This is a genomic window from Thalassospira sp. UBA1131 (assembly GCF_002311515.1).
Taxonomy (GTDB): Bacteria; Pseudomonadota; Alphaproteobacteria; order Rhodospirillales; family Thalassospiraceae; genus Thalassospira.
The window spans coordinates 1-26,576 of record NZ_DCAO01000100.1 but is presented as its reverse complement, the minus strand read 5'-3'; the positions used below and the strand labels follow the sequence as shown (position 1 = coordinate 26,576).

Below are 26,576 nucleotides of genomic sequence, written 5' to 3'. Positions count from 1 at the left end.
TTGGTCTGGGCCGCGATGTCGTTGATCAGGGCTATGACATCACCAATACGTGCAGAGGCCTCGACAAGGCCGTCCACCGTTTCGCGCGTGCTGGTTGCCTTGTTCGAGACATTGGCGGCTACCTCGCTTGAATGATTGGCCTGACGGCTGATTTCCGTGATGGAGGCAGATAGTTCCTCGGACGAGGCCGCAACGGTCGCAACGTTGTTTGACGCATTTTGCGCAGCATCCATGCCGATCTTTGCCTGTTGGGTCGTTTCATCAGCCGTGCCGGACATGACGCGCGATGCGTCATCCATGTCCCGTGCCGCGTTTTCAAGGCCGTCGATGATGGCGCCGACTGTATTTTCGAATTCATCGGCAAGCTTGCGGCCAAGAGCATTTTTTTCTTCCTCGTTTCTCCGACGCAGTTCTTGTTGTTCGGCCTCAAGGCTTTTCATGCGCTGCGCGTTGGTTTGGAAAATGGTGACCGCGCTGGCCATTTCGCCGATTTCGTCCTTTTGATCCTTTGCCGGGACTTCGGTGTCGAGTTCGCCGCCAGCGATCTTGTTCATGGCCACGGTCATGGCCCGGATCGGATGAGAGATCGACCGGTTGACGCTAAAGGCGATCAGAAGTGCGACCAGAAGGGTCACGATACTTACACCCAATGACAGGGTGGTGGCGTCGTTGATCGCGCTTGCAAAGAAACTGCGATCAACGCCCATGACGACAATGCCAAGGTTCTGGCCGCTGAAATCCGTGATCGGGCGCGCCATCAGGGCCAGTTCGGTGCCCTCGGCATCCTTAGGTGCAAGGATCTGTTCGCCGTCACGTGCCGCGGCAAGGGTGGGCGATGCGATATCAAGGAAACCTTCAGGGAAGGTTGAGGCAAAGACTTCAAAGGTGCCGTCACGGTCAATCAGAAGGGCCGCGTCGGTGTTGGAGTGTGCCTTGAAGTTTTCAAAGAAGGCCGGACCAAAGGATAATCCAAATTCAACCGAGCCGACATGCGTCCCATCGTTGAAAACAGGCGTGACACCGCGCATGCCAAGACCGGCAACGCCGACTTCCAGGCCGCTGATGGGTTGTTGTTTTGTATTGGTTTCAACCACGGTCTTGCGGAACGAAGACAGATCATCGCCGAATTTCTCAAGCTTATGAACCCTAAGGAACGAGATCGCCGGGGCCTTATGGAACTGGAACTGACGAACGCCATGGTTTTCTTTGAGTTCGGCGAAGCCAGGGCCGAAAATATCGGCCAGCGTATCGCGGTCATCTTCCGCCATGGCTTTCTGGGCGGCGGGGATGGTTGCAGCAAAATCCGCCATCGCAAGCGCACGGGCGGCTTCCATGTCCAGCGCGCTTCGCAACTTTTCGAAATTGACGCGCAGTTCACGTTGTTCAGCACCTGCGACAATGTCACGTTCAATGGAAAGATTGATAAGCCCGATCACCAATGCTGTCGCAAAGGTTATAAAGATCATCGCGATACTTAGTCGCGGACCTATTTTCAAAGATTTCAGCATGTCCACACTTCCCCGCCTATCTATTGTTTTTCTTAGAAGAATTATAAATATTCATTCTTCTGAAGACTTGCGGAGATCATCTAAACTCAACTTTGAGTTTATGTGAATACCAAATAATACGGGTATTTATATATCTAAAAGTTATAATATTGCGGTAAGTATAGGAAAACCTCCAAACAATTGCCTAAAGCAAATTTTTGACGATTGGAGGAGGCGACGGTCTTTTGGGCGGGGTGGGCTGCTTAGCCCGCTGCGCGGCGGGTGAGGGCGGTCAGCAATCCAGCACCAATCATCACCCCGCCTCCGATGCGTGTCAGGCGACGCAAGGCGGATGGGTGGCGGAACCGTTCACGCAGCGCACTTGCCATCACCGCCCAGATCGCAACGTTGATCGCAGCCAATATGACGAACGTCGCGGTCATAATCGTGAACTGAGGCAAAAGCGGATCACCGGCTGTCACGAACTGCGGCACAAACGCGATGAAGAAAACGATGCCCTTGGGATTCAGGGCGGTGACGATATAGGCCTGCAGGAACATGCGCGACGGACGGTTGCGTTTGGCATCCGGGTTGTCATGCAGGGTTTCGGGCTTTTCACGCCACATCTTGATGCCAAGATAGATCAGATACGCTGCCCCAATGAGTTTGAGCACGGTAAACGCCTCGGCGGAGGCCGCAAGTAACGCACCAGCTCCGGCCAGCGAGATCGTCATTGCGGTGAGATCGCCCAGTGCCACCCCAGGAACCGTTGCCCATGCAGTTTGTTTGCCCTTGCCCAAGGCATAGCTGACGACAAGCATGATGGTCGGGCCGGGAATGGCCAGAACCACAGCGCAAGCAAAAGCAAAGGCAAGCCAGATTTCAAACGACATGGGGCGTACTCCGAAAAAGGTACCTGTTCACAGAATGCGTCATTCCGAAGGGTTTGCAAATACCATCATAAGGTAATTTACCCGATATAGGGCAGTCTATTCGTGGCGCCAGCTCGGATGGCGCTTTTCGATAAAGGCGCCGATCCCTTCGCGGGCATCATGTTTTTGCATATTCGCGGTCATCACATCGGATGCATAGGAATAGGCCTGCGACAGTGGCATTTCGAGCTGTTTGTAAAATGCCTGTTTGCCAAGCCGAACCGTCATACCCGACCGAGCGGCAATCCCGGCGGCCAGGGCGTTGGTGTGTTCTTCAAGTTCCTCATCGCTGACCACATCAGACACCAGTCCCATGGCAAAGGCGGTGTCGGCATTGATCGGATCGCCGGTCAGAAGCATCCGCATGGCATGTTTGCGGGCGATGTTGCGGCTAAGTGCGACCATCGGGGTAGAGCAGAACAAGCCGATATTGACCCCCGGGGTGGCGAACTTGGCGCTGTTGGCGGCAACAGCCAGATCGCAACTGGCGACAAGCTGACAACCGGCTGCTGTTGCCATGCCGCGCACGCGCGCGATGACGGGTTGCGGCAGACTGACAATCGTCATCATCAGGTCGCTGCATTGCGTAAACAGGCTGGCATGCTGATCACATTCGGTAATGCCATTCATTTCCTTAAGGTCGTGGCCTGCACAAAAGACGGGACCCTCTGCTGCCAGAATGACACATCTGACGGTGGTCTCCTTGGCGATCTTGTCAAACGCGTCCTTAAGGGCCGTCATCATCGCCCCCGACAGGGCATTGCGGCGTTTGGGGTTGTTCATCGTCAGGGTGACAAAGCCGTCATCGTCTGTGCGCGTGACAAGCTCTGGCTCGGTTGTGGAAACGGTCATGGCAGGCCTCCCGGATAGCTGTATGTGTTTGACGTTTTTTGATTTTTAAAACACGGTATACCGTAGTAGAATTACACGCAAAGGGTTAGCGGCCTGTGCCAATAATAAAACCCTGGGGATGTGCCGAATGTTATTCTGTCTTTGCCTGATCGATAAAAACTAATTCGGCAAGTGGTTGTGCATGAGTAAAGATTTCCCAAATCGGCGGGGGCGGGCACCGGGGCGTTTTGTTCCGACCCGGACAGTCCGTGAGTCTGTGCGGCTGACGAAACCCGTGCGTGAAACGCCCATCAAGCGGTTTGACAGCAAGGACATGATGGAACGCGATCTTGAAAGATATCGCGCAGAGGCCCGTGCACGTCTTTTACAGAACGGTTTTGATATTCCAGCCTTTCTGATGCCCAAACCCAAGATCAATCCTGAAGACGAGGACGCCGGTGATGTACCTGATCCGGTCATCGAGGAAGATCTGCGTCCGCCAGCCATGATCGGGCCAAAGCCAACCATGCCGGTTAAGAGTGAAAAGCGCGCTGATGTCAAAAATCCGGCTGCTGTTGCCGCGGCAAAGGTCAAACCTAATCGCCATGTCTATGTCCCGGACAAGGCAAGCGGGCTTGTTTCGATGTTCCTGCCAGACGATAGCCAGCTGAAATCTGGTGCATCAGACGCGGCCGGCGCAGCGGGCGGGCAATTGGTGCGACCGCAGGATCGTGCAGCCCATGAAGCTGCCCAAAGTGCTGCCATCGACAAGGAACGTAGCGCCTATGACGACTATGTCGACAGCCTGAATGGCGGTAAGACATTGCTTGATCGGACTCGGGAAAAGGACAGCCAGGGCGGGGATGTTGACAATGACATTGCAGGCCGGGTAGACGACCTGAAAGAGGCCGAGGTTCGAAAGTCCCGCATCAATCTGCCAGATAGCGAAGACAACTGGGCCCTGCATGAAGACCTTGATGCCAAGCGTCAGGCGATTTTACAAAAGCAGGGAAAGTCGGCGGGATCTGCAAAAGGGCAATCATCGAAGGGGTGTAAACAGCCGGGTGAACCCTTAGGCTTTAACAAGATGATCGCGCGGTTGGCAGCCTACATGATTGCTGCGGTGGCTGTGGGCTATGTGCTGGTTCTGACGGTCAACGAATTTTTGGCAATTCTCGGCAGATAACACAGATAACAAACTATTGCCGAACGATTGCCTTAATCCCCATATATCAAGAAGGAATTCGGTGGTGTGACGTCAGGGCCGTCTGGGCTTGGCAGGTCGCGCAACAATAAGAACAAGGTACGGGGAAGACAGAGCGAAATCATCCGAGGCGGGGGCCGCCGTGATCATGGCATGATGGACATGATGCCGGGATCAGGGCGAAATAACAGTTCACCCTGTTGCAGGAGGCAGCAATTGATGCTGTGAAGTCGCCATGATGTATGACGAAACCGGTCAGGAAGACCGTCAGCCTGTTTACTTGCCAGAAAACCGCTTTCACTGGGCATCCAACGACGAAGTCGACAAGCCGCTGCGAGATCTTTCGCGTGGGCCGGTTCACGCCCGTTTCAGGCAAAAATCTGATCAAGGGCCGGGTATGTCGCCCGGTGAGTGGATGCGTGAAAATTTGCCCGGGCTCGGCGCGACGGCGATTGCGGCAATCGTGATCCTGTGTGTCGTGGTGGCGATCTATACCGACGTGGCCGGGATTTTGACCCGCTAGTGCTTGGGGATCTGATGTCCCCTAAAAGCGGTCTGTGTATGCGCAAATTGTTGACGTTAACGTAAACGTTATGTCAGGCTATCTCCCTGAAACAAAAACGCTGCGTCAAAGCAGCTCCAGAGGGAGGCCATCCAAGCCATGAACAGTTCCGTGACCCGGACCGGCGTAACGCCAGCCGACTTTGATGCCATCATGCGCGAGAAAGTCCCGTTTGTCGGGGATATGGATGTCAGGACCGAAAGCCTTTCAGACGATACCGCGATCCTGCGTCTGCCATTCAAGGAACGCTACCTGCGTCCGGGCAATGTGGTGACCGGGCCCGCGATCTTTGCGCTGGCCGATATTGCACTGTATGCCGTGGCATGGCTTGTGGTCCCCAAGGCGGATCTGGCGGTAACAACCGAGGCGACAGTACACTTCCTGTCCGGGGCAAAGCCCGGTGATCTGATTGCAGAGGCCAAAATCCTGAAGGCGGGCAGGCGGCTTTTGATTGCCGAATGCCATATTCGATCTGCCGTTGATGACAGCCTTTGTGCGCATGTGATCGGGACTTATGCGATGCCGCCGGCCGAAAAATAGACTTAACTGTTGTGGTAAAATAATACCACAACAGTTAAGTCATTGATTTAATGTGAAATATTCCTGTTGTTTTCCTGTTGGATGCTGGCATAATGCGCCGACTTTCAACGAGGGAACATTCCCTCCGTGGAACCCAGTTTTCGAGTATAGAAATAATGAAAACCTTCACTGCGACACCGAGCGACATCGAGCGCAAATGGTTCGTGGTCGACGCAGAAGACGTCGTCCTTGGCCGCCTTGCAGCCGTTGTTGCCAACCGTCTTCGTGGTAAACACAAAGCGATGTTTACCCCGCACATGGATTGTGGCGATCACATCGTCATCGTCAATGCCGAAAAAGTCAAACTGACTGGCCGTAAACTTCAGAACAAGAAGTTCTACTGGCACACCGGTTACCCGGGCGGCATCAAAGAACGCACCATGGACAAGCTCCTGAACGGTGAGCATCCGGAACGCGTCATCATCAAAGCTGTTGAGCGTATGATGAGCCGTGGCCCGCTGCGCAGCCAGGTTCTTTCCAAACTGCACGTCTATGCTGGTACCGAGCATCCGCATGAAGCTCAGAAGCCGGAAGTCCTCGACGTAGCGGCTATGAACGAAAAGAATAAGCGGAGTGGCAAATAATGGCCGACACCAAAACTCTTGAAGATCTCAAGGATCTGGCACAGGGCGGCGAAGTTGCTGCTGCTGCAGAAGGCACCCTGCCGGAGCCGAAGATCGACGCACAGGGCCGTTCCTATGCAACCGGCCGTCGTAAGAACGCAATTGCACGCGTCTGGATCAAACCGGGCTCGGGCAAAGTCACCGTCAATGGCCGTGAGTTCGAAGACTACTTCGCACGTCCGGTTCTGCGCATGGTGATCAACCAGCCGTTCGGCGTAACCAATCGCAAAGATCAGTTCGACGTTGTCTGCACCGTTTCTGGTGGCGGTCTTTCCGGTCAGGCCGGTGCCGTTCGTCACGGTATCTCCCGTGCACTGACCATGTTCGAGCCGGCACTGCGTCCGTCACTCAAAGCTGGTGGGTTCCTCACCCGTGACTCGCGTGCGGTTGAACGTAAGAAATACGGTCGCGCCAAAGCACGTCGTAGCTTCCAGTTCTCGAAACGTTAAGTCGTTTTCGGGCACAAGGCTCGCGATACAGTTTGGAAAAGCGTCACCCTCGGGTGGCGCTTTTTCTTTTTGCGAAAGCCAATAAAAAAGCGGCGTTCTCACATAGGAGAGCGCCGCTTTTTGTTTCGTATCAAGACGTGTCTGTTGCTTATTGCCAGCGGTCCGAGAAATCGCGCGGGATCATCAGGATGTCACGATCGACTTTGGTGACGTCCGTGCGTCCACACAGCGCCATCGAGACTTCAAGCTCCTTGTGAATGAGCTCAAGCGCCTTGGTGACACCGGCTTCGCCCATCGCACCCAGGCCATAGACATAAGCACGGCCGATATAGGTTCCCTTTGCCCCAAGGGCCAAGGCCTTTAGCACGTCCTGGCCAGAGCGGATCCCGCTATCAAGGTGGACTTCGATTTTGTCACCAACGGCATCCATGATCGCCGGCAGTGCGCGAATAGAGGACAGGGCACCATCAAGCTGGCGACCGCCGTGGTTGGAGACGATGATGGCGTCTGCGCCGACATTCAATGCTTCCAAAGCATCGCGCGGATCAATGATCCCCTTGATGATCAGCGGGCCGTCCCACATTTTGCGGAACTCGCGAATACGATCCCAATCAAGGGATACATCGAACGCTTCGGCCGTCCAGGTGCTTAGCGATGACGCGTCGGCAACACCCTTGGCGTGACCGACAATGTTGCCAAAGAAGCGCCGCTTGGTGCCGAGCATGCCAAGACCCCATTGGACCTTGGTCATCATGTTGGTAACCGATTTGAAAGTCAGTTTGGGCGGGGCGGACAGGCCGTTTTTTAGATCCTTGTGGCGCTGGCCCAGCATCTGAAGATCGACCGTGATGACCGCGGCCGAACATTTGGCGGCTTTGGCGCGATCAAACAGGCGTTTCATGAAGTCGTCATCTTTAAGCGTGTAAACCTGCAGCCAGAACGGCTTGGATGTGTTCTCGGCAACATCCTCGATCGAGCAGATCGACATGGTTGACAGCGTGTAGGGGACGCCGAATTTCTCTGCCGCACGCGCAGCCTTGATCTCGCCATCAGCACTTTGCATGCCTGTCAGTCCGACCGGGGCAAGGGCGACGGGCATGGAAACATCCTGGCCGATCATCTGGCTTTTGGTGGTGCGCCCGGCCATGTCGATTGCGACCCGCTGACGCAGGTGAATTTCCTGAAAATCGGTGGTGTTTTCACGGAATGTCTGCTCAGTCCAGCTTCCGGATTCTGCGTAATCGTAAAACATGCGCGGGGTGCGCCGTTTATAGATGCGTTTAAGGTCTTCGACGCAGGTAATCACTGGCATGAGGTCAACTCCGAATAAAATGTACCTTGTATTGGTAATACCACTTTCCGAGGTTGTCGCAAACCGAATTGAAAATCAGCTTTTGAGTTGTTGTTTTCAGATGTCGGATTCAGACCGATGTTGTTGGCACCAAAGAACTTTAAAAAGAGGGATCGAAAATTCGGAAGGTTGTGATATTAACAAATCTCTGACGCGATAAATTTTTGAATTTAAGGTGTGATCCAATGGTTGGAACGATGCGACGAGTTTTCAAAACATAACTGTTTGAACCTCTGTTGGATAACCTTGCGATATGTGAAGGGCCGCTAATGGAGCGGTCTTTTTTTATGCCAGTTTGAAAGTTTGGCACTTACCTGAAGCCCAAAGAAAGGGACCCCCGATATGCAGTACAGAAAGCTGCACGACGCCGATTTTGATGCCGCAAACGCATTCCTTGTCGACCATGCAGCGACCTGCATGGTGCTGCGCGGGAACCTGCGAACTGCCGGTATTGAACGACGTCGCCATCCGCTTTCTGGCAACTGGTTTGGGGAAGTGGCCCCTGATGGCAGCATCAGCGCGATTGTCGCGCAATTTGGCAATGGCAATGTCTTTGTCGAGGCCGGTGACCAGAAGGCCATTCCAAAGGAACTGACGGCGGCGTTTGTTGCAGATCCGTTGAAACCGGTTGCAGGTGTGTTTGGTGATGCTGATGCGGCGCAGGATATGCTGTGCCAGCTGGGGCTTGAGGATGCGGCCTATGCGATCAATGCATCGGATGTGCTTTACGAGCTTGATCTCAGCAACCTGATAGTGCCGCAAAACGCCCGCGCCGATGATTTTCAGATGGTCGATGCGGAAAAGATTGACCGCAATACATTGTTGCGCTGGCTGCGTGCCTACGAGATAGAGGCACTTGGCGCAGAAGACACCCCAAGCCTTGATAGTAAAATCGCTTCACGCCTTGTCCATGCACTGGATGCTCGGACCATGTGGGGCCTGATCGTCGACGGCAAGGCGGTGTCGCTATCAGGCTTTAACGCAACCTTGCCCGACATGGTGCAAGTCGGCCCCGTCTGGACCCCACCCGAGGAACGCTCCAACGGTTATGCTCGTATCCTGGTTGCGAAAACGCTTCTGGCAGTGCGAGCGCGGGGCGTTAAACGTGCTATTCTATCAACCGACAGCGAAGCGGCCGCAAAGGCCTATGAAGCGCTTGGGTTTAAGAAGATCGGGCGGTATCGGTTGGCGATATTGGCGGTGCATCAAGATTGGGCAACTATCAAAACCGCCGAAATTCCTGGGTACGCCGAGATGCAATCAGAGAGTATGGTGGACTGAGATAGGTTCCCCATATATACAATTAAATCTGGATCTTACGGTGTGTTTAGGGGAGCCGGATGTCAGTATACGTCATTTGTAATAGCGAAATGCCGCTTTACCGGTTGCCTGAAGGGGCCAAGGTCATCTGGCTGAATTCAGAGAAAGCTCCCAAGTCAGATGAGTTTGAAATCATTCATGGATATGATTTCTGTGAAAATCCCGAACATGTTCACAATTACCTCGCAGGTTCCCTTGGGGCCTATGTGATATTGCAGCTATTACTTGAGAAAGGTGAAAAAGCTCCTGAAAAGACCACCATCTGGCAATATCGAAAATTCGTGAGCCAGACAAAATATGGCGAGCCAACGAAAAACTATCCCGGCATGTACTCGGTTAACAAGGGGGAAGAAGTTGCTCCGGTTGTTTCAGATGCATCAGATTTCTTTTTCCCGTCTCTTCTTAACTTGGGTAGCATCATCAACCACTACGCTTCTGTCCACCATCTTGAGGATTTCTATAAGTATCTGATTTGTACGCTTGAAACAGGTGTGCTTAATCCCAAAGAGACGCTTCAGTTTTCCAATTTCAAGTTCCTGATACCAGGGGGGATTGAATTGGGCACTTTCAAGACCGACTGGTGGAAGGTGGCAGCTGAAAAGGTCTTCAGATGTAATTTAGCGTTTGTCGATCAGTTCAAAGTTAAAGCCCCTGACAATCCTGTGCAGAAACGTGCTGTTGCTTTTTGTTCTGAACGATTGGGTAGTTACTTTTTGTTGATGCATCTGAGCAATACCAACAAAGGAAACATACCGATGAGCTTTATGGGAACGATGCATACTGTCTCAGAGGGGGATATTTATCTTCCCGGGCGCTAACGCTTGAGATACGCGACTATTGTCGACCTCAGTAACTGTTTTCGCTGATCACTTGTAGCGGCTAAATATTTGGTTCGGATGGGCCTTATCTTTATCGTAACGAGTTATGTGGAGAATCCTAAAATCAGCGTTCTTTTAGACTGGTTAAAACTGGTAACCTGATAGCTTGCCAAGCACGTCATTGTCTGTGACGTCTATGATCGTAAGGAGGGGCGGTGAAAGCAGTTATACTTGCTGGTGGGTTGGGGACGCGTATTTCTGAGGAAACGCACCTTAAACCGAAGCCCATGATTGAAATAGGCGGTAAGCCGATCCTTTGGCACATAATGAAAGTGTACTCCACACACGGCGTCAATGATTTCGTTATCTGCTGTGGTTACAAAGGGTACCTAGTCAAAGAGTATTTCGCGAACTACTTCCTTCACATGTCTGATGTCACGTTTGACATGCAATCTAACAAGATGGAAGTCCATCAACGCAAGGCAGAGCCGTGGCGTGTCACTTTGGTTGATACCGGTGAGGCAACCATGACCGGGGGGCGCCTTAAACGTGTGCGAGACTATGTTCAGCACGACGATGCATTTTGCTTCACGTATGGCGATGGTGTTTGCGATCTTGATGTCACCGCTAGCATAGATTTTCATAAGAAACATGGGAAACTAGCGTCGGTAACAGCAGTTCAGCCACCGGGACGCTACGGCGCATTGGAGCGATCCGGAACGCATGTAACAGGGTTTTCGGAAAAACCACGCGGTGATGGTGGCTATATCAATGGTGGGTTCTTCATTCTGTCGCCAAAAGTGCTTGAACGAATTGAAGGTGATGAAACCAGTTGGGAAGCGGAACCACTAGCCGGGTTGGCCAAAGACGGGCAGCTTGAAGCATTCGAACATAACGGTTTTTGGCAGCCCATGGATACCTTACGAGACAAGAACATGCTCGAGCGTTTGTGGGAAACGGGTTCCGCCCCTTGGAAGATTTGGGAATAGGCGCTCCAAAAATGCAAAATTCATCCTTTTGGAAAGGAAAGAGAGTTCTTCTAACAGGACATTCCGGCTTCAAAGGGGGCTGGCTGAGCCTCTGGTTGGCTGAAATGCAGGCTGATGTCTATGGGATTAGCCTGAGCCCTGATAGCAATCCGAACTTGTTTGATGCAGCCAATGTCGGGTCAGTGATAAACAGCAGCGTGTTTTGCGATATTTGTGACCGTGATGCTTTGGCGCAACACGTTAAGGCCATCAATCCCGAGATCGTTTTCCATTTGGCTGCTCAGCCGTTGGTAAGGGCTAGTTACCGCGATCCACTTTTGACTTTTGATACAAATTTCATGGGAACGGCGCATTTGCTAAATGCCCTCAGGGAGTGCAGCGAGCTTAAATGCGCGGTCATGATTACCACGGATAAGGTATACAAGAATCAGGAATGGCTCTGGCCGTATCGAGAGAACGAAGCGCTTGGTGGTCACGATCCATACAGTGCGAGCAAAGCTGCAAGCGAACATGTGATCTCATCGTTTCGTGATTCCTTCTTTGCAGAGAAGGGCGTGAGTATCTCATCTGCCAGGGCCGGAAATGTGATTGGCGGCGGTGACTGGTCGGAAGACAGGTTGTTGCCCGACGCTGTTCGGGCATGGTCATCAGGACGCACACTAGAGGTTCGTAACCCAAATGCTGTAAGGCCATGGCAGCATGTGGTTGAGCCACTTTACGGGTATCTGACCTTGGCTGAGCGCTCTTTTAATGACGCTTCGCTTGCCGGGGCATATAATTTCGGTCCCAGCCATGAGGGGGCTGACGACGTTCGATTTGTTGCCGATTTGGCAGCCAGCAAGTTTGGTGGTGGAAAGGTTGTTTTCGGTGCTGCGCAGGACGCTTTGCACGAAGCAAAAACGCTGCGCCTTGATAGCTCAAAAAGTCGAATTCAACTTGGTGTCAAACCGGTCTGGAGTTTGCAAGAGTCCATTGAGCGAACCATGAAGTGGTACCGCAAATTTTTGGATGGGGCTGATGCCCGTAAACTTTGCCTTGCCGATATTTATGATTTTGAAAAAAGGCTTCCCCTATTATGAGCAGGTTTGAAATACATAACCTGCCTTTGGCGGGGGTCAGCAAGATTGTGCGTTCTTTCAGGGGGGACGAGCGGGGATTCTTAAGCCGCTTATATTGCAGTGACGAGTTTGAAAAAGCTGGCTGGGATACTTCTATCGCGCAAATCAACCATACCCTGACGTCGGAAAAGGGCACAGTGCGGGGGCTCCATTTTCAACGTCCTCCATATTCCGAAAAAAAGTTGGTAACTTGCCTTCATGGGGAGATTTGGGATGTGGTTGTCGATATCCGCCGAGATTCCAGTGCTTTCCTTCAGTGGCACGGCGAAAAGATATCGTCAGAGCGCGGGGAAGCAATACTAATCCCGGAAGGATTTGCACACGGATTTCAAACGCTGACGGATGACGTCGAATTGATATATTTGCATTCAGCCCCATACGAACCTGCGTCTGAAGATGGCCTGAATCCGGATGACCCTGAATTAAGAATAAAATGGCCATTGCCTTGCGCGAATTTGTCTAAGCGAGACAAAGGGCATCCCATGATTGATGAACATTTTTCAGGGATCAAGCTATGAACTGTCGGCACTGCAATGCATCACTGACGCGCGGATTTCTTGATTTAGGCTTTGCGCCGCCATCTAATGGTTATGTCATTCGTGAACATCTTTCGGATCCGGAAGTTTGCTATCCGCTACGGGTTCAGGTTTGTGATCATTGCTGGTTGGTGCAGACAGAAGACTATACGAAGGAAACTGACCTTTTTACCTCCGACTACGCCTATTTTTCCAGTACATCGAAAAGCTGGCTCGCGCATGCTGCAAAGTATTGTGACAAGGTAATCCGTGACTTGGACCTCGACGAAGAAAGCTTTGTTGTCGAGGTTGCATCAAATGATGGATATCTCCTGAAAAATTTCGTGATGCAGCGAATTCCGTGTCTTGGTGTGGAACCGACAGATGATACCGCACGGGCGGCAGAACTCTTGGGCGTTCCAGTTGTGCGCGAATTTTTCGGTCAGGCTGTTGCCGAAAAACTATCGGCCAGTCATGGGAAGGCGGATCTGGTGATTGGCAATAACGTGTTTGCCCACGTTCCCGACATCAATGATTTCGCGCGTGGTTTGGCAATAATGCTCAAGCCGTCAGGCACCATTACACTTGAGTTTCCGCATTTGATGCAGCTTATCAAGCTGTGTCAGTTTGATACAATTTATCACGAGCATTTCTCTTACTTGTCTCTCTACACCGTTGGAAAGATTTTTAACGATGCGGGGCTGCGAATTTATGACGTAGAGGAGCTGACAACTCATGGTGGCAGTCTTCGGGTCTATGGCTGTCATAAGGATGCAGATATCGAAACAACGTCATTTGTTTCCGAAGTCCTGTCGAAAGAAGAAAAAATGGGACTTCGTAAGCCGCAGACATACGAGAGTTTTCAGGCACGCGCCGATAAGATCAAAGATGACCTGCTGATGTTCTTGATCAATTGCAAAAAGCAGGGGAAGTCCGTTGCCGCTTACGGGGCCGCGGCAAAGGGCAATACGCTTTTGAATTATGCGGGTGTCAAAAAGGATTTGTTGCCCTTTGTTTGCGATGCCGCTGCCTCAAAACAGGGGAAATATCTGCCCGGAAGCCATATCCCGATCTTTGCACCAGAAGTGCTTAAGGAAAATGCACCTGATTATGTACTTGTACTGCCTTGGAACTTGCTGCCTGAAATACGCGAACAGCTTGGTTACCTGACCAAACACAATACCAAGTTTGTAATTGCTGTTCCTGAACTGGAAATTGTATGACGCGGTCGATCCTTGTTACAGGTGCAACGGGATTTGTCGGCCGACATGTGCTGAGATCGCTGTGTGAGAAGGACGTCAGATTAAAGCTTGTTGCCCGTCAGCAGCCTGATTTGACCGTCATTGACAGCAATCAGTTTGCGCCAGTTATAGTTTCCACCACCGACCTGTTTAAAGAAAGTGTAGAATGGTGGCAGCGCCATCTGGAGGGTGTTGATACCGTTATCCATTTGGCGTGGTATGCTGAACCGGGAAAATACCAAACATCAGCACGTAACATTGATTGTTTGTCTGGATCCTTAAAACTGGCGCAAGCCTGCGAAGCCTCGAATGTCAGTAGGTTCGTCGGAATTGGCACATGCTTTGAGTATGACCTTTCCCAAAAGGTTTTGCCAGTGACCACGCCGCTTAGGCCCAATTCACCTTACGGGGCTGCCAAGGCGGCACTATACTTGGCACTGTCACAGTTTTTCCTGAATTCTTCAAACCTGAAAGGGAAAGCAGTTGAGTTTGCCTGGTGCCGTCTATTTTATCTCTACGGAGAAGGTGAAGACGAACGACGATTGGTTTCGCATATCCGAAGCCAAATCCGGAAAGGAGAGCCGGTTGCATTGACATCGGGTGCCCAGGTTCGGGATTTTATGGATGTCTCCGATGCAGCGCGAGAAATTGTCGAGGTCGCACTGGGAGATGTTCAGGGGCCGGTTAACATATGCAGCAGGAGGGCAACGACTGTAAGAGAACTTGCGGAAAAAGTTGCGGACGAGTTTGGGCGACGTGATCTTCTGCGCTTTGGCGCGCGCGAAGACAACGTGATTGATCCGCCCTATGTTGTTGGGGAGTAACAACTTTATGACTTCAAGCTCAGGTGTCAATGTGTTGTATCGGCAGAAGTCGTTTCCAGTACTTCAGAACCGTGTTTATGCAAGCCAAAGTGATGCAATAAATTGTGTTACGGGTGATATAGAAGTTGTCGAAGACCTCCAAACGGGTTTAGTTCGCAATATCGCATTTGATCCGTCAATTATCGACTACGACGCGAACTACGACAATGAGCAGGGTCATAGCACTTTTTTCAAGGATCACCTTGAAGTTGTCTCTGAGATCATCCAGCGGACAATGCAATTGTCCGATCTTGTGGAAGTTGGCTGCGGGAAAGGCCTTTTTCTGGAGCTCCTGTCATCCAAAGGAGCAACGATTACAGGGTTTGATCCAACCTACGAAGGAAGCAATCCAAAAATTGAGAAACGATACTTCGAGCCCGGAGTTATGGCGCCATCCAATGGGCTGATTCTGAGACATGTATTGGAACATATTCCTGACCCCGTTTCGTTTCTTGAACAGCTTAAGGTCGCGAACGGTGAAAAGGGGCTCATTTATATCGAAGTTCCGTGTTTTGACTGGATTTGCGAAAACAAGGTTTGGTTCGATATTTTCTATGAGCATGTTAATTATTTCCGTCTAAGCGATTTTGACCGAATATTTGGCCGCATCCTGGAGAAGGGGCGACTTTTCGGTGGGCAGTATCTTTATGTCGTTGCAGACCTGGCTTCGCTTGGAACACCTGAAATGGGTTCAGATGAGCGACTGCCCTTTCCTGAAGATTTTTTGAATATTCCAACACACCCTGAAAAAAATATCGTTATTTGGGGTGGTGCATCAAAAGGCGTTATCTTTGCATTATTGATGATGCGTGCTGGATACAATGTGAAGGCAGCGGTTGATATTAACCCAGCTAAGCAGGGAAAATACCTGCCCGTAACTGGTGTGCCGGTGATTTCTCCGGATGAAGCGATGGCGTCACTAAAGCAAGGGTCTGATGTCTATGTGATGAACTCTAATTACACTGATGAAATTCGCCGGATAACATCGGATAGGTTCAACCTTATTGAAACAGATACCAGAAAATAGAGGCGGGTCCGCAAAAATGGAAAAATCCAATACGTTGAAAAATGCTGCTGATGTGTTTATGCGGGAGTCTATATCGGAACGATATTCTTATAATTTTGAATGGCTTGGAAGGCCGATCATACAGTATCCGCAGGATATATGTGCCCTGCAGGAGCTGATTTGGACGGTGAAGCCGGATTTGATCATTGAAACCGGCATTGCACACGGCGGGTCCTTGATTTTTAGCGCTTCAATGTTGGCGCTTTTGGAAATGTCGGAAGCAGTACTGAACGGTGAGATGCTTGATCCTTCTAAGCCAAAGCGAAAAGTTCTGGGCGTTGATATTGATATTCGTGCCCATAACCGTAAGGCCATCGAAGCACATCCCATGTATCCAAGGATTGAAATGCTGGAAGGATCCAGTATTTCGGATGAGATCTTCTCCAAGGTAAAGAAGGTCGCTGCAAACTATTCGAAAATTCTGGTTGTGCTCGACAGCAACCACACCCATGACCATGTTTTATCAGAGCTAAAACTTTACGCGCCGCTGGTTAGTGTCGAGAGTTACTGCGTCGTGTTTGATACAGTGGTTGAAGATCTCTCAAATGATGCATTTCCTGATCGCCCTTGGGGTGTTGGGGACAATCCGAAAACAGCGGTTTGGGAATATTTGAAAACTCACCCCGAGTTTGAAATCGACCAGGCCATCTCAGACAAGATTCTGATTAGTGTTGCGCCGGATGGATATCTCAAGCGCGTAGCCAGCTAAAGCTAACAATTTAAACAGAAAAGATTTTTGGTTATGAATGCTCAGAAACTCTACAACATCTGCATCGTCCAGCCTCCGGGTTATATTCATTCGCTGGCGTTTGCGGAGTTGGCCGAGCTTTTGATGTATTCGATCCGCGAGGCGGGGCATCCGGCACAGATTCAGACCAATCAGTTTGTACAAGGGGCGGTCAATATAATTGTCGGGGCGCATTTGCTTGATGTTTCGGCTCTGCGTGCCGTGCCAGAGGGAACGATTATCCTTAATACCGAGCAGCTCACGGGTGTTGGCGAGAAATGGCGGGAGCAACTGACAGGCTGGTTTGAGTCAGGTCTTGAAATCTGGGATTACAGCCCGGCCAATATCGAGGTCATCAAGGCGCTGGGGACTGAAAAGGTCCGCTACTTGCCGATTGGCTTTCAAAAAGAGCTCCAGCGGATCGATATTACCGTCGAACAGGACATTGACGTTCTGTTTTATGGATCGATCAATGAACGCCGCCGGGACATCTTAAACCAGATCGAAGCCAAGGGGCTTAACCTGAAGGTCCTGATGGGGGTTTATGGCAAGGAACGTGATCAGTGGATCGCGCGGTCAAAAGTCATCCTGAACCACCACTTCTATGAGAGCCAGATTTTTGAAATCGTGCGTGTCTCATACCTTTTGACCAATGCCAAGGCGGTTGTCGCGGAAGTAAACCCGGAAACCGTGATCGAGGATCGATTCCGCAAAGGGGTCATTGATGTGCCCTATGCCGGTTTGGTGGATGCGGTATGTGACTTGGTTGCTGACACCACCAAACGCAAGGCATTGCAGCGCCGCGCGTTAAACAGCCTCATCAAATATCCGCAGGTTGAATTTACCAAACCCCTTTTGGAATTCACGCACTAAGGCTGATCGACATGCTCCGAGCACACACGCGTATCAAAGTTGCAGCGTGCCGTGCCGGTGCCATGTTCGCGCTTATCTGCGTCATTGCCTTTGGGGCAGTGCTTCCGGCAACAGCTGAGAACCTGTCACAGGTCCTTTATCGCTTTGAAAACCGGGCGTTGACCTTGGGGCGGTATGGCGCGGTGGCGGTATTTCAGGAACGGCTTTTTACGCAGGCCGCGAACTGTGCGGGCAAATCGGCCAGTAGCTTTGGCGCGCCGGACGGGGTTGTCGGTGCAAAGACGCGTCAGGCGATTATTGATCTGCAGCCGTGTTTGAATGCGGCTGTGCGGGCTGCCGTCGGAGCCGAGAGTTACGGCGCGATCACCGTCGGGCTTTGGCGGCTCTTGATGCCAGGCCAGTTGCCACCACCTGACGCGATCACGCGGGCCAACCATCTGACCTTTGCGCTGGAGGGCACGGACTACGACGTCATCCAGTTCAATTTCTGTCAGTCGAAAAATCCCCGCAGCGGCAAGACCTTTCTGGAAGGTGATCCTTATTGCCATACCAATGACCCGCGCGCCTATCTGACATGGGGGCCGCGCGGCGCAACGGCTGGGGCAGGGGCGGAAATTCAGCAAATTCTGTTTGCCGCCGAGCGCGCCAATCCCGGATTGCTTCAAAACGTCTTTGGCCCGTTTACCGAGGATATGCATCGCCTGGCACTTGGCAACAATGATGCGGCGTTTGATATACTCTGTGCGATCTGGGTTGATGAGCGTAAGCGTACTGCGTTCGAAAAACGCTTTGCCGCCTATGGCGCGCGGTATGAAGTACAGGCGGCCTATCACCGGGTATATGACGCCGCCAATGCCGACGGCGGCAAGATAGCGCGATTTTTCAAATTATATAACGCCCTGAAACCGGTGATCAATCGCGATCCGACCGAAATTGATCTGGCCTTTTTCATTGACCGTGCAACCCATGGCTCCGTACCGCCCGGCGATATCAGTGATCTTGTCGATCGGATGACAAAATTCGTTACCCGGACGCGCAATGTGCCAAGCCCGGGCGAGCTGCGTAAACAACTGGCCGCCTGGCTGCCGACGCATCACAAATACAATGACCGGCTGGCACGTGATGCAATTTTTCTGGTGGATGACCCGGATGTGGTGGTGTCGGATGCCCATCGGCGCATGTGGTTGCAACGATCCGGGCTAAAGGCCAGTGACTTCGGGCTGTCTGACGCGCGCTACGTTGCAAGCTATCCCGTCGCAAGCCCCACGGGATACGAGAAGATTGAGAAATTCTATACCGTTTTGCCCGAGGATGCGCGCGCCTGTCCCGATACCGTGCGTCGTGCGCGCAAGAAATAGGGGGCAATGATTTGCAACCATGACCAAAGCGCATGGGCATATTGCAAATCGTAAGGGGTATTTTCCGCCTAATTGCTTGCATCTGCGGGGCTTGTTTGCCAACATCCGGGCGTTATCAATGCCTGTTTTCGAGCAGGTGCTAAATATGGAGTAGGAATTGAAATGAGCGACGTTAAGGTCAAAGTCGGAATTCTCGGTGCCAGTGGCTATACCGGGGCGGAACTGGTTCGCATTCTTGCGCATCACGAAGCTTCGGAAATTACCCTGTTGACCGCCGACCGACGCGCCGGACGTCCGTTCGGGGAAGTTTTCCCACATCTTGCCCATATCAAACTGCCAACCATGATCTCGATTGCCGAGGCTGACTGGTCGACCGTCGATCTGATTTTCTGTGCGCTGCCACATGGCACCACACAGGAAGTCATTGCCGGTCTGCCTGAACATGTGAAGGTCGTCGATCTGTCGGCCGACTTCCGTCTGTTTGATCCGGCGACCTACAAGGAATGGTATGGCGCGGAACATGCCGCACAAGACCTTCAGAAAGAAGTGGTTTATGGCCTGACCGAACTGCATCGTGAAAAGATCAAAAAGGCACGTGTCGTTGCCAATCCGGGCTGCTATCCGACCCCGGTGCAGCTTGCATTGACGCCGCTTCTGGAAGGCAAGCTGGTGCATGCTGACGACATCATAATTGATGCCAAATCCGGTGTGACCGGGGCTGGTCGTGCGCCCAAGGAAATGACGCTGTATGCCGAAGTGACCGAAGGCATTCATGCCTACGGCACCGGCGGGCACCGCCATGCGCCAGAGATCGAGCAGGGTCTTGCGTGGGCGTGCGGCAGTGATGTTGTGGTGAACTTTTCACCGCATCTGATGCCAATGAGCCGCGGTATTCTTGAAAGCATCTACGTCAAAATGACCAATGGCACCACGGCCGAGGACATTCAGGCCGCCCTTGAAAAGCGGTTCGCCGACGAGCCGTTTGTGCGCGTTCTGCCGTTCGGCGTCACGCCGCAAACTCGCCATGTGCGTGGGTCCAACTATGTCCTTATGGGCGTGGTCAAGGATCGTGTGCCGGGCCGCGTGATCATCGTTGCGGTCGAAGACAACCTTGTCAAAGGCGCATCCGGTCAGGCGGTTCAGAACATGAACGTCATGCTGGGCTTGCCCGAAACCATGGGCCTTGAGATCGAACCGCTGTTCCCGTAACGGCGAGAAAAAGCTGTCTTGCAACGCGGTTAACCACGGACTTTGACTGTGTTTCAGGACGACGCGGCACTTATCACGAGCGGCGAAGAAATCTTGTCGGGATTGGACATGCGCAATAGCGTCATGCCAATTCCGGCAGTGCCTTGAAGCAGGGTCGGGTTGTCGCCTTGGTCATCGACCCCGCAAGGCCATGGCAGGCCCGAACGTGACCATTCTTTAAGAAGATCGCCGAAATCGGCGATGCAATCTTTGGCCGTTTCGGAGGCAGTTGTTTTGAAACAACGGTCCGTTTCAAGCAGAAAATCGGCAGCCCCGCAAAGCCCGTGACAAAGTCCAAAGTCGCCGGCTGTCCGTGGCGTTTTCAAAAGTCCTTGTGCAAGTTTTCGAACCAATTCGATTTCATCACGGCACTTTGTTGTTTCCAGTGGTGTTTCAAGGCATCGCAACCGCGCATAGCCGATACCAAGCGCGCCATGACACCAAGCGACCGGTTGGCTCACATCGGAAACTTCTGCTTGCATGATGTGCGGCGCCTTAAGGGTTCCGTTCCCGGTTGGACTTGCAGGGGCGGGATCAATTTCCTTAATCCGAAAGTCTTGCCAGCGTTGTGACGTAGTATCAAAACTGCTGCTTTCATATGTCAGGGTCTTGGCAGTAACGTCGAGATAGACCGGATCGTTGGTCGCTTTGTGCAAGTCGGTCAATGCAGACAGAATGCCAGAGGTTCCATGTGCATAACCCGTCAGGTTCGCTGTTCTTGGCATCTCCGATGGCCATGAAATACCTCGTGTGTCTTGGAGAGATTTGGCAAGCAGACATTGGCCGAGTTCGACGGCTTTGTTGTGCAAGAATTTCAGGTCGAACAGATCCGCGTAATGCAGATACAGCGGTATGATACCTGCCAAGCCGCCAATCATATCGAGTTGTTTGTCGCCGATTAATGCAGGATCAATTGCCTTTGCCGATTTGACAATGATGTCGCGCCCGATATCGATCCATGCTGGTTGCTCACACAAATACCCAGCGGTGATCAGGGCGCTTGCAATACCTTCCTTGCCGGTGAAATATCCGATGCCATAAAAGTCTGCATAGTGGGTTGCATGCTTCAATGCGCCTGACAGTGTGTCAAAAATCACGTCATCAGGTGCCAGGTTCTGGATATGGGCCAGAAAAAGTGAAATGCCCGCAGTGCCGCAATATATGTTTGCTTCGCAGTTGCTATAGACCGGTAAGTTCTTGGGGCCGAGCGGCACCATCGACCAGCCAAGCCAATTGCAATGTTCATCTGCCCAAACTGCGTCACGGCATAATGTGAATGCAATCTGCTGTGCAGCAAGAAAGTAACCGTCCTCGGGCGAAATGGCTCTTGGTGCCTCAAGAAGGGATTTCAGCATTCATATGCTCCTTGGCCAATAGAACAAGTCGACATTTCCTGCATGAATAAAAGGCCTGTCAGGTGCAATTTGACTGGTCAGAAAATGCTGTTCAATTTCAGCCAGAGTTAGCCTTTCATTGCCGTTTGTTGCTGCCGCTAGCAAAGCATCGGCAACAACAGCCATGCGTTGAAGGCCAAAGCTCTCGCCTGAGCCTGCGTCCTCTGCTGCGGCGATACCGGGTGCCAGACGCTTGGTGAAAAGCGGTGCCGCTGAACAAAAACAGTCCCGATAGTGTTTGGCAACGTGCGAAAGCACACGCAGAACGATCTGGATATTTCGGCGCGCGATATACAGAACGGTGCCATCTGTGCGGTCCTGATGACGTTCCAGAAGCTGACATTTCAGACGGTAGGGGACGCAATAGCGATTGAGCCGGGAGCCGATCTCATGAACGAGATTGGCAAGATGTCGCTGCTTGATATTCAGGTACACGCGGCTAATGGCGTTTTCGTCATAGTGACTGTCAGGGGTCACACCGAACAGATAGAGGCACCCTGGTTGAAGATCATGGGCATGGGCTGGCTGGAGTATCTGAGCGGAATCGTCGATACGGGGAAACCTCTGCGGGTTGCCGGTGATAATGTAGCTTCCGGGAAGGCAGATCCGGTGACGATCACCTTTGCAAGCATGAACGGTACCGTTTGTATCGACACGATAAATTTTCCAATTGGTATCCCAGCGGGTTTTACTGGAGTGTGCCGATGTCAGTCGATCACGGAGGCCGCAAACTTCCTCGTTCGTTGCGCTCAGATCAAGAATTTGCTTTAGCTGTTTCGTGTTGAGACAGACATCAAGGTCGCGTGCGTACACAGCGTGATAAAGAATAAACGTCAGTTCCCTTTTTTGCGGGGAGACACCTTGCCCTCTGAATTTCTTTGATGCGTCCTCATTATAGAGGCTTTGATGACGATACCCGCCAAGGTGAATTTCATGGTTATCTTTGATGTCGAGATGTTCGAGCATTACAGACAGCCTTGCGGCATCATCGCAGTTAAATTTTGGCTCTGAGAATGTCGAGGCTCTGTTCATGCGGCACTCCTCGTGATCTGGTCGATGATTGAGGGGTACTTATTCCGGAGTGACTTGCGACAATATTTGGTCAGCATGTCGGCAAAAAATATCGCGCCCGTTGGCAGTTCTTCCTTTTCGAAAGACATTTCGTAGGTAATGACTGCGAGCCTTGCGCGAAGAGCATCGTCAAGATGGTCTTTTTCAATCGCAGAACGACCTGCGACCGAGATATATGAGCTGTAGAACGCCTGAATTGCGCTTGTGACCTTCGGGGGGAGATAGGGCTGCTCAGTAGCCACTTTGTCGATAATTTCGGGATAGTCTTCGGTCTCGCAGCATCCCAGTGCCCAAAGTTGAATATAGCTTATCAATACGCATGCGAGATCCCAGCAGATATCGCCAATATCGACCAGTTCCCAATCCACGATACGCAGATGATGTTCTTTGCCCGTGTCATGGCTTTTGTCCGGTAATGCATTGCATATCTGAACATTGTCGAGTTTGAGGTCGTTATGGATAAGATGTTCATAACGCCAGTTCTTCAGGATGGTTTGCAGCTTTTCAATGCAGTTGCCATCAGTCAGACGTGACTGGAGCAATGGCTGCGCCTTGCCATCACAGATCAGCTTAAGGCTTGACGATACTTGTCCCGGGAGCAGTGCTTTCGTTGCTTCCGGGAGGTTTTCCAGCGGACAGCTCGAATGGAGATGTGCCAGTTTTTCACCGAGATCCGCTGCGATATCAGGGCGGAAGTCGTCTTTACCCATGATTAGTTGGCTGATGGATTGGCTATCTGGCAAGAGTTCAAGAGTCAGGGTGTGGCGTACTGGATCATAGTCCCGTAATTCCGGCACCATGGCGCGAAATGCTGCGAGCTGCGGCGTGTTTTGGGCCTGCCGGTAAAACTCAGCTTCACGATGCAGCGTGCGCGTTGTCATCAATTTGGAACTGCTTGCCTGCTTTATAAAGCAGCCAGGATGATCTGATCGAAGAACTTTGAAGTTTCGATTGCGACGGGACATTTCGATGATCATAAGCCCCGGTCGTGTTACGTCCTGCGGTTGTAAAACAGCACGTTGCAACATGTAGGAAGGCAAGCTTTCGCTGGTCAGATACATTGAAATCCCCGTCGCAACGTCTCTAGTGGATTTTTGCTATTTCGCTGTAGTTACGACGAAATGCAGTCGCTGGTGCAACCTGCCCAGTTGGTGTTGCCACATCTGTCAGCGCAGGTTTTGGTAGTATCAAGAAATGGCTCTGGACCGGCACCAAGCGGCGCCGCAGCAATTTCAGATGACAGTTTTGCTGACGTCATGGCAGCAAAAGCACCATTTTTCGGAGCTTCCGGTGTCGGAAGCGGTGTTTCGAGGTTGATCATGGATAACTCCTTTTTTGTGATCAAATGCCCGAAGGCTATTTTCTGACGCACGCCACGGAGATATGTGAACGTTTCCAGTTGCCTGAGGTTGAGCTGCACGACTTGGTCATTGACGCAAATGGACATGCCCTGCTTGCGAGCTTGGGGACAAGCACGCGCGATTGTTTAGCGGGCATATGCCTGTTGAATTGTGATGAAGCATTGCAATGTCCCGTGTTAGGCTTCGGGGATACCCGAACATGGTCGGGTGCGGCCGTGCGTGTCATGGGCCGGATGTGAATAAATAAAGAAAGGCCCGGATAAAATGCGTTTGTCCTATCGCGGGGTGAAGCCCACCATTGATGAAACCGCCTTCATTGCGCCCAATGCGACGATCATTGGTAATGTTGAAATCGGGGCCGAGACCGGCATCTGGTTTGGTTGCGTCATTCGTGGCGATGTGCATGAAATCCGCATTGGATCGCGCACCAATATTCAGGACCTGACCATGGTCCATGTCGCCAAGGGCAAGTTCGGCACCTATATCGGCGATGATGTCACCATTGGCCATTCAGCGATCATTCATGCCTGCACGCTTGAAGATCGAAGCTTTGTCGGTATGGGCGCGACCGTGATGGATGGTTGCGTGATTGAGCAGGGCGGGATGCTGGGTGCCAATGCGCTTTTGGCACCGGGAAAACGCATTCCAGCAGGAGAGCTTTGGGCCGGTGTTCCGGCGCGCAAGGTGCGGGATCTGACGCAGGAAGAAATCGAGTTCTTCAAGGTGTCGGCTGATCGCTATGCCGATCTTGCGCAGGAATATGTCAAATCGATCCCCGAGGACCTTGCATAATATCCACCGGCAATGCACGCGGGTCAGCGATCATCTGGACTGATGTCCTGGGATGCCGGTTATAGTCCGTGCGCGCTTGAATAAACGGATGTAAAGGAAGCCAAAGGCAGCCAGCCATTGACTTTGATCAAGGCAAGGGGCAATTGTGTGGGTGTAAATGAAAAGCGTTCGCGATTGAGAAAATGCGTGACCCTCACCCGATAATCGACCAAATCAAAGTGTTTTCGATGCCCCACAATCTTCGTTCGTTACTGCATCTAACCTCTGTTTTCGCCCTTGTGGGCTGCTTCGCGGGTGGTCCTGCCTTGGCGGAAGAGGCGTCGGCGATGCTGCATCGGCTTGCCGATACGGGACATCGCAAAACGGCGAGTGTGTCGGAAGTTGCGACGGCCACAGCGGCGCAGTCACCCTTTGAAAATCTGGCGGACCTCGGCGAGGCACTTTATTTCGATACCAACCTTTCAGCCAATCGCACCATGTCCTGCGCAACTTGCCATGATCCATCGACGGGGTTCCGTGATCCGCGGGGCGATGTCGCAAGCGGGGCGTTTTCATTGGGCGATGATGGCGAAAGCCTTGGCGATCGTAATGCACCGACCGCAAGCTATGCCAAATTCTCCCCGCCATTTCATGTGCGCGAAGATGGTGTCGCGGTTGGTGGACAGTTCTGGGATGGACGGGCGATGGATCTGGCTGAGCAGGCCGGTGGGCCACCACTAAACCCGATTGAGATGGGGATGCCGGACAAGGCCAGTGTGGTTGCGCGCTTGCGCGAAGAAGACGATTATGTTGCAGGCTTCAAGGCGTTGTTTGGCAATGATATTTGGTCGGATGCGGATGATGCATATGGCGCGATGACCAAGGCGATTGCAGCCTTTGAAGAGGGCGATCAGTTCGCACCGTTCGATAGCAAATATGACCGGTTCCTGCGCGGCGAATACAAAATGACGCCCGAGGAAGAATTGGGTCGTGTCCTGTTCTTTTCGCAGCAATTCACCAATTGCAATACCTGCCACATGCTGAAAACCAGCCCGACGGCAGAGGGCGAAACTTTCACCAATTACGAGTTCCACAATATCGGCGTGCCGCGCAATGTCGCAACGCGCGATGCGGTTCAAAAGGATGTCGGTTTTACCGATAACGGGTTGCTCGATAACGCAGCCATCGACGATCCGGCCTATCGCGGTAAATACAAAACCCCGTCACTGCGCAATGTTGCGGTGACAGGGCCTTATATGCATAACGGCGTCTTTGCCGATCTTGAAACAGTGGTTCGATTTTATAACAAATATAACAGCAAGGCCGAGGTCAATCAGACCAACCCGGAAACCGGCCAGCCGTGGGGCGAACCGGAAGTGGCCGAGACCATTTCGCTTAAAGAGCTTGAGCAGGGCGATGCGCTTGATGAAAAGCGCATCGATTCCATTGTCGCCTTCCTCAAGACATTGACCGACGCGCGCTATGAACCGCTTTTGGAACAGCATCAGGCGGCCAAAGCAAACTAGGCTTTCAGCGTTTCAATCACCGCACTCTGTGCCAGATCGCCAAGGCCGGATTTTGTCGCCTTTTCAAAGACTTCATACGCACTTTGACCAACGGGTGTCGCCATGCCGAGGTCCCTTACAAGCGCAAGGGCATAGGATGCATCCTTGGCGCGCAAGGTGTTGGTGAAGTGGATGTTTTCGTGGTGATTGCCGCTGACCATGCCGGGAACCGTCATAAGGCCGGACCCACTGGCATTTGCGCCAATGGCAAAGGTATCGGCAACGGTTTGGCCATCAAGCCCCGCCTTTTGCGCGACCGC

Annotated in this window: 28 protein-coding genes; 19 read left to right on the top strand and 9 right to left on the bottom strand. The window is 52.1% G+C overall.

Annotated features, from left to right (window positions below):
* The 3 genes from B3Z49_RS15770 to B3Z49_RS15760 all read right to left on the bottom strand — a co-directional run.
* A partial coding sequence (locus B3Z49_RS15770; protein ID WP_296992605.1) for a methyl-accepting chemotaxis protein occupies positions 1 to 1,466 on the bottom strand: 1,466 nt, incomplete at its 3' end.
* A 284-nt stretch (positions 1,467 to 1,750) separates the two neighbouring features.
* Positions 1,751 to 2,380 carry a LysE family translocator gene (locus tag B3Z49_RS15765; protein WP_296992604.1) on the bottom strand — a complete coding sequence of 210 codons (630 nt, stop codon included), beginning with the start codon at positions 2,378 to 2,380 and terminating at the stop codon, positions 1,751 to 1,753.
* Between the two features lie 96 nt (positions 2,381 to 2,476).
* Positions 2,477 to 3,271 carry an enoyl-CoA hydratase gene (locus B3Z49_RS15760; RefSeq protein ID WP_296992602.1) on the bottom strand — a complete coding sequence of 265 codons (795 nt, stop codon included), beginning with the start codon at positions 3,269 to 3,271 and terminating at the stop codon, positions 2,477 to 2,479.
* Positions 3,272 to 3,452: 181 nt separating this feature from the next.
* Here B3Z49_RS15760 and B3Z49_RS15755 point away from each other — a divergent pair, with 181 nt between their 5' ends.
* The 5 genes from B3Z49_RS15755 to rpsI all read left to right on the top strand — a co-directional run bounded on the left by B3Z49_RS15755 (position 3,453) and on the right by rpsI (position 6,667).
* The gene (locus tag B3Z49_RS15755) at positions 3,453 to 4,436 is read left to right on the top strand and encodes a hypothetical protein (RefSeq protein ID WP_296992600.1); all 984 of its coding nucleotides are present in this window, start codon (positions 3,453 to 3,455) and stop codon (positions 4,434 to 4,436) included.
* Positions 4,437 to 4,689: 253 nt separating this feature from the next.
* A complete protein-coding gene (locus B3Z49_RS15750) occupies positions 4,690 to 4,977 on the top strand; it encodes a hypothetical protein (protein WP_296992598.1) in 288 nt (95 codons plus the stop codon).
* A gap of 138 nt (positions 4,978 to 5,115) precedes the next feature.
* Complete coding sequence (locus B3Z49_RS15745; RefSeq protein ID WP_063090063.1) at positions 5,116 to 5,556, top strand: PaaI family thioesterase; 441 nt, start codon at positions 5,116 to 5,118, stop codon at positions 5,554 to 5,556.
* Positions 5,557 to 5,711: 155 nt separating this feature from the next.
* On the top strand, positions 5,712 to 6,179 hold the full coding sequence (rplM, locus tag B3Z49_RS15740; RefSeq protein WP_008890948.1) for a 50S ribosomal protein L13: 468 nt from the start codon (positions 5,712 to 5,714) through the stop codon (positions 6,177 to 6,179).
* The gene (gene rpsI / locus B3Z49_RS15735; protein WP_008890947.1) at positions 6,179 to 6,667 is read left to right on the top strand and encodes a 30S ribosomal protein S9; all 489 of its coding nucleotides are present in this window, start codon (positions 6,179 to 6,181) and stop codon (positions 6,665 to 6,667) included. Before rplM ends, rpsI begins: the two co-directional genes overlap by 1 nt.
* A gap of 148 nt (positions 6,668 to 6,815) precedes the next feature.
* Here the strand turns inward: rpsI and B3Z49_RS15730 are convergent, their stop codons facing one another.
* Positions 6,816 to 7,979 carry an alpha-hydroxy acid oxidase gene (locus B3Z49_RS15730; RefSeq protein WP_296992593.1) on the bottom strand — a complete coding sequence of 388 codons (1,164 nt, stop codon included), beginning with the start codon at positions 7,977 to 7,979 and terminating at the stop codon, positions 6,816 to 6,818.
* Between the two features lie 381 nt (positions 7,980 to 8,360).
* On the opposite strand from B3Z49_RS15730, the gene B3Z49_RS15725 reads away from it, so the two are divergent.
* The 12 genes from B3Z49_RS15725 to argC all read left to right on the top strand — a co-directional run bounded on the left by B3Z49_RS15725 (position 8,361) and on the right by argC (position 20,115).
* Positions 8,361 to 9,299: a GNAT family N-acetyltransferase gene (locus B3Z49_RS15725; RefSeq protein ID WP_296992591.1), complete on the top strand. Its 939-nt coding sequence runs from the start codon at positions 8,361 to 8,363 to the stop codon at positions 9,297 to 9,299.
* A gap of 59 nt (positions 9,300 to 9,358) precedes the next feature.
* Positions 9,359 to 10,156: a hypothetical protein gene (locus B3Z49_RS15720; RefSeq protein ID WP_296992589.1), complete on the top strand. Its 798-nt coding sequence runs from the start codon at positions 9,359 to 9,361 to the stop codon at positions 10,154 to 10,156.
* Positions 10,157 to 10,371: 215 nt separating this feature from the next.
* Complete coding sequence (rfbF, locus tag B3Z49_RS15715) at positions 10,372 to 11,145, top strand: glucose-1-phosphate cytidylyltransferase (RefSeq protein ID WP_296992587.1); 774 nt, start codon at positions 10,372 to 10,374, stop codon at positions 11,143 to 11,145.
* 11 nt (positions 11,146 to 11,156) lie between these two features.
* The gene (rfbG, locus tag B3Z49_RS15710) at positions 11,157 to 12,224 is read left to right on the top strand and encodes a CDP-glucose 4,6-dehydratase (protein WP_296992585.1); all 1,068 of its coding nucleotides are present in this window, start codon (positions 11,157 to 11,159) and stop codon (positions 12,222 to 12,224) included.
* Positions 12,221 to 12,781 (top strand): dTDP-4-dehydrorhamnose 3,5-epimerase family protein, encoded by a 561-nt coding sequence (locus tag B3Z49_RS15705; RefSeq protein ID WP_296992583.1) that lies wholly within the window; start codon positions 12,221 to 12,223, stop codon positions 12,779 to 12,781. The genes rfbG and B3Z49_RS15705 overlap by 4 nt, the downstream gene beginning before the upstream one ends.
* Positions 12,778 to 14,001 (top strand): class I SAM-dependent methyltransferase, encoded by a 1,224-nt coding sequence (locus B3Z49_RS15700; RefSeq protein ID WP_296992581.1) that lies wholly within the window; start codon positions 12,778 to 12,780, stop codon positions 13,999 to 14,001. The genes B3Z49_RS15705 and B3Z49_RS15700 overlap by 4 nt, the downstream gene beginning before the upstream one ends.
* A complete protein-coding gene (locus B3Z49_RS15695; protein WP_296992579.1) occupies positions 13,998 to 14,843 on the top strand; it encodes an NAD-dependent epimerase/dehydratase family protein in 846 nt (281 codons plus the stop codon). The genes B3Z49_RS15700 and B3Z49_RS15695 overlap by 4 nt, the downstream gene beginning before the upstream one ends.
* 7 nt (positions 14,844 to 14,850) lie before the next feature.
* Positions 14,851 to 15,909: a class I SAM-dependent methyltransferase gene (locus B3Z49_RS15690; protein WP_296992577.1), complete on the top strand. Its 1,059-nt coding sequence runs from the start codon at positions 14,851 to 14,853 to the stop codon at positions 15,907 to 15,909.
* Positions 15,910 to 15,925: 16 nt separating this feature from the next.
* Positions 15,926 to 16,657, top strand: coding sequence for a cephalosporin hydroxylase family protein (locus tag B3Z49_RS15685; RefSeq protein WP_296992575.1), 732 nt, complete (start codon positions 15,926 to 15,928; stop codon positions 16,655 to 16,657).
* Between the two features lie 33 nt (positions 16,658 to 16,690).
* Entirely contained in the window at positions 16,691 to 17,548 is an 858-nt protein-coding gene (locus tag B3Z49_RS15680) for a hypothetical protein (protein ID WP_296992573.1), read from the top strand.
* An 11-nt stretch (positions 17,549 to 17,559) separates the two neighbouring features.
* Positions 17,560 to 18,906 (top strand): hypothetical protein, encoded by a 1,347-nt coding sequence (locus tag B3Z49_RS15675; protein ID WP_296992571.1) that lies wholly within the window; start codon positions 17,560 to 17,562, stop codon positions 18,904 to 18,906.
* A gap of 162 nt (positions 18,907 to 19,068) precedes the next feature.
* Positions 19,069 to 20,115: an N-acetyl-gamma-glutamyl-phosphate reductase gene (argC, locus tag B3Z49_RS15670; protein ID WP_197145118.1), complete on the top strand. Its 1,047-nt coding sequence runs from the start codon at positions 19,069 to 19,071 to the stop codon at positions 20,113 to 20,115.
* 53 nt (positions 20,116 to 20,168) lie between these two features.
* Here argC and B3Z49_RS15665 read toward each other — a convergent pair whose 3' ends face one another.
* The 4 genes from B3Z49_RS15665 to B3Z49_RS15650 are packed head-to-tail and all read right to left on the bottom strand — an operon-like array spanning position 20,169 to position 24,039.
* Positions 20,169 to 21,509: a lanthionine synthetase LanC family protein gene (locus B3Z49_RS15665; protein WP_296992569.1), complete on the bottom strand. Its 1,341-nt coding sequence runs from the start codon at positions 21,507 to 21,509 to the stop codon at positions 20,169 to 20,171.
* A complete protein-coding gene (locus B3Z49_RS15660; RefSeq protein WP_296992567.1) occupies positions 21,510 to 22,580 on the bottom strand; it encodes a T3SS effector HopA1 family protein in 1,071 nt (356 codons plus the stop codon).
* On the bottom strand, positions 22,577 to 23,680 hold the full coding sequence (locus B3Z49_RS15655; RefSeq protein ID WP_296992565.1) for an aminoglycoside phosphotransferase family protein: 1,104 nt from the start codon (positions 23,678 to 23,680) through the stop codon (positions 22,577 to 22,579). Before B3Z49_RS15655 ends, B3Z49_RS15660 begins: the two co-directional genes overlap by 4 nt.
* Positions 23,681 to 23,730: 50 nt before the next feature.
* The gene (locus B3Z49_RS15650) at positions 23,731 to 24,039 is read right to left on the bottom strand and encodes a hypothetical protein (protein WP_296992563.1); all 309 of its coding nucleotides are present in this window, start codon (positions 24,037 to 24,039) and stop codon (positions 23,731 to 23,733) included.
* 205 nt (positions 24,040 to 24,244) lie between these two features.
* Between B3Z49_RS15650 and B3Z49_RS15645 the strand changes: the two genes are divergently transcribed.
* Together B3Z49_RS15645 and B3Z49_RS15640 are read left to right on the top strand one after the other, a co-directional pair.
* Positions 24,245 to 24,772, top strand: a complete 528-nt coding sequence (locus B3Z49_RS15645) for a gamma carbonic anhydrase family protein (protein WP_296992561.1) — start codon at positions 24,245 to 24,247, stop codon at positions 24,770 to 24,772.
* Between the two features lie 326 nt (positions 24,773 to 25,098).
* Entirely contained in the window at positions 25,099 to 26,277 is a 1,179-nt protein-coding gene (locus B3Z49_RS15640; protein ID WP_296992559.1) for a cytochrome-c peroxidase, read from the top strand.
* On the opposite strand, the gene B3Z49_RS15635 is transcribed toward B3Z49_RS15640, so the two are convergent.
* The coding region (locus tag B3Z49_RS15635; RefSeq protein WP_296992557.1) for an NAD-binding protein at positions 26,274 to 26,576 on the bottom strand (303 nt) is incomplete at its 5' end. The genes B3Z49_RS15640 and B3Z49_RS15635 overlap by 4 nt on opposite strands.